We start from the raw sequence: 3,335 nt of genomic DNA, 5'->3' as shown, positions 1-3,335 counted from the left end.
CCGGGGGAGGGGGGGGGGCCGCTTCCCGGGGGGGGGTGTGTGGAGACCTCCCCGACGGGGTTGGGGGGGGGGGGTGTTGGGCGCCCCCCCCGCCCTTGCACGTCTGTGGCCGCTCGGCCTGGTAGCGGTTCTCACGTCACGCTTCCGGTCCGGCGAGGACGAAGTCGTCCTGGGTGAGGGCTACTCGCAGGCGCTGTTCGGCGACGTCGGCGTAGTGCGGGCTGAGTTCGACGCCGATGAACTGCCGGCCTTCGCGCAGGGCGGCGACGCCGGTGGAGCCGCTGCCGGTGAACGGGTCGAGGACGGTTCCGCCTTCGGGGCAGATCTGGACGAGCTGCTGCATGATCTCCAGCGGCTTCTGGGTGATGTGGACCCGGTCCTTGCGGGGCTGGGAGGCGACGAAGTGGCCGGGCAGGTAGATCGCCCGGCTCTTGTCGAGGGTGCCCTTGGTGCCCCAGCTGATGAACTCCGCGGACTGCTTGAAGCCGCCCTTGCGCGGCCGACTGGCGGGCTTGATCCACGGGATGGTTCCCTGCCAGGTCCAGCCGGCCATCTGCAGGGCGTCGCTCGTGGTGGGTTCCTGCCGCCAGTCGGAGAAGACGATCGCGACCGCGTGCTCGGTGCTCGCCCGGTACGCCTCGGTGAGCAGTTCGGTGAGCCAGGAGCGGTAGGAGCGCTGGTCGCGGTTCTCGCCGGGGAAGGTCTGGAGGTCGTGGGCGGAACCGGTCTGTACGTACTTGGCGCGGGCGTCGCGGCTGGTGCGCTCGGAGCTGGTCCGTCCTCCGGAGTTGTACGGCGGGTCGGTGATGACGGCGTTGACGGACTCGTCGGGCAGGGTCTTCAGAACGGTGAGGGCGTCGCCTCGGTGCAGCGTGTAGGTCACGGGTTCCTCTTTCAGGGCAGGGGTGGGCCCGCTCCGGGCGACGCCCGGCGGCAGCCGCCGGGAGCGGGGATGACGGGGACGGTAGCGGCGATCTACGGCCGCGCCTAGCAAGTGGTTCCCCGGGGATCGGCCCTGGTCGGGGGTCGTTTGGTGCGGCCGGATTTCGCGTCTACTGTCTCGCCATGCCAACCGGGCAGGGGCCAACTCGGCCTGGCCCGGCGTGCCTTGATCCGCGCCGCCTCGCGTCCAACCGGGGCTGTCGGCGGATCGCTCTCCCCTACCCCCTTGGCCCCGAGGAGTGGCTGTGTTCCGGCTGAGATTACGAGCGCGGCCGGCTGCCGCGCGTGACCCGAGACCGGCGCCCCGGAGCTACCAACTCCTCTGAGCCGGGCCCGCCCTGAGCGAGGGCGGTTTCACGACCGGCGCGGTGCCGGCGACCTCTTCGCACGAGAGGCCGGCACCGCGTCCTCCTACGAATCCCGCAAGGAGCCGCTGCGATGCAGCATGCCCTGGCACACCCGTGCCCTCACCGGCCCCCGCCAACTGCCCTGTACCGCTTCGGTGATCGGCGGCGGCAGTGAAGAAGACCGTCGGCGCGCTCGTCGGTGTCCTCGCCTGCAGCCCGCTGATGCTCGCCCTGCCGGTGGTGATCGTCGGCGCGGGCAACGCGTCGGCCACAGCGGCCTCGTGTCCGCCCGGCGGCGCGCAGGGTGTGGACAGTTCCGCTGTCGCAGCACAGGTGGAGTCGATCCTCAAGGGCTCAAGCCCCATGTCGGCGCCGAACGTGGCCGGGCTGGACAAGCCGGACGAGCAGATCCCCAACGCCAAGACGATCCAGGCCACCGGCGTCGCCATGCGCATCCCCCTCCGCGGGCAGATCGTCGCCCTCGCAACGGCGCTCCAGGAGAGCGGACTTCGGAACATCAACTACGGAGACCGCGACTCGCTGGGCCTGTTCCAGCAGCGCCCGTCGCAGGGCTGGGGCACGCCGGCGCAGATCATGCAGCCGGTGTACGCGTCGACGAAGTTCTACGAGGCGCTCCAGCAGGTCAGCGGTTGGCAGTCGATGACCGTCACCCAGGCCGCCCAGGCGGTGCAGCGCAGCGGGTTCCCCGATGCCTATGCGAAGTGGGAGTCGCTGGCGACCGCGTTGCAGAAGGCGATCGAGCCGCTGCTGTCACCGAGCGGCACCGCATCGCCGCCACGTGGGGGGAGCCCGATGCTGGCGCCGGCTCCTTCGGGCGGTGCGACTGCGAGCCCGTCACCGAGCACCGGAGGCTGCGGGACGTCGACAACGGGTGGCGACGGGACCGATTTCGGGACCATCCCGGCGGGCTCGCTCCCGGCCGGGTACGCGATCCCGGCGGATGCGCCGCAGCAGGTGCAGACCGCGATCCGTTGGGCGCTGGGCCAGTTGGGCACGCCGTACCAGTGGGGCGGGACGTGTGCGAACTCGCACGGCGCGGATCCGATGGGCCGGTGCGACTGCTCCTCGCTGATGCAGATGTCCTACAAGGCCGCCGGCGTCTCGCTGGAGCGGACCACCTACGACCAGGTCAAGCAGGGTGCGGCCGTCTCGGCGGACGCCCTCAAACCCGGTGATCTCCTCTTTACGCGGGGCACCGCCGCCGTTCCGGAACACGTCGGGATGTTCATCGGTTCGGGCGTGATCGTGCAGGCCCCCAAGACCAGTGACGTGGTCAAGATCTCGACGCTCGCCGAATGGCGGCCGCAGATCCTCGCGGCCCGCCGCGTCGTCTGACCAGCACCCCTCTCCTCCTCCCCTTCCTGGGCTGCCTTCGCATGCCCGTATTCCAAGACTGGAGTTCTTCATGTTTCTCGCGGACGCCGTCACGCAGCTCGCCTACGACCCCGGCATCACCCCCAACGAAGGCGGCCTGCCCGGCCTTTCCGTGCTCAAGCAGGTGATGGGCTCGCTGAACCTCTTCGGCATCATCGCGATCGTCGGCGCGCTCGCGGTGAGCGCCGGGGTCTGGGCCTGGGGTCACCACTCCGGCGGCCACCAGGCCGAGGCCAACGGAAAGAAGGGCGTGCTGGTGTCCGCCGGCGCTGCTCTGCTGATCGGCGCGGCGAACGGCATCGTCGCCTTCTTCTCGGGCCTTGGCGGCCAGGTCCACTGATGCAGAAACGTTCCTTCGCCCGTGAAGGCGTGCTCGGCGACGCATCCCGCGTGCGCCGCCGGGCGCTGCTCGGCCTCGTGGTCCTGGTGCTCCTCGCCGTCCTGGCCGGCGCCCTCGCCTTCTTCACCCGCAACACCCGTGCCGCTCCCAACCCGGTCTCCCACGGGCCGACTTCGCCCACGGTTGCCGCGCCACCGGCACCGACGGGGGGGCGCCGGGATGTGGCGCTAGGCCCCCCGCCACCCCGGGACCAGACCACCCACCCAGCGCCCGGGGCGCCGCGCACGGGGGGGGCCCCCCCCCCCCCGCCC

3 protein-coding genes are annotated in these 3,335 nt (G+C 71.3%); 2 read left to right on the top strand and 1 reads right to left on the bottom strand.

Going from position 1 to position 3,335, the window contains the following annotated elements; genetic code table 11:
* Positions 1-136 precede the first annotated feature (136 nt).
* Positions 137-883, bottom strand: a complete 747-nt coding sequence (locus ACFV4F_RS37540) for a DNA-methyltransferase (RefSeq protein ID WP_380509546.1) — start codon at positions 881-883, stop codon at positions 137-139.
* Positions 884-1,460: 577 nt separating this feature from the next.
* On the opposite strand from ACFV4F_RS37540, the gene ACFV4F_RS37535 reads away from it, so the two are divergent.
* Together ACFV4F_RS37535 and ACFV4F_RS37530 are read left to right on the top strand one after the other, a co-directional pair.
* Positions 1,461-2,645 carry a C40 family peptidase gene (locus ACFV4F_RS37535; RefSeq protein WP_380509543.1) on the top strand — a complete coding sequence of 395 codons (1,185 nt, stop codon included), beginning with the start codon at positions 1,461-1,463 and terminating at the stop codon, positions 2,643-2,645.
* Between the two features lie 70 nt (positions 2,646-2,715).
* Positions 2,716-3,024 (top strand): DUF6112 family protein, encoded by a 309-nt coding sequence (locus ACFV4F_RS37530; protein ID WP_380441827.1) that lies wholly within the window; start codon positions 2,716-2,718, stop codon positions 3,022-3,024.
* Positions 3,025-3,335 lie beyond the last annotated feature (311 nt).

Source organism: Kitasatospora sp. NPDC059722, from assembly GCF_042733235.1.
GTDB lineage: Bacteria > Actinomycetota > Actinomycetes > Streptomycetales > Streptomycetaceae > Kitasatospora.
This window is presented reverse-complemented; position numbering and strand designations above follow the sequence as displayed.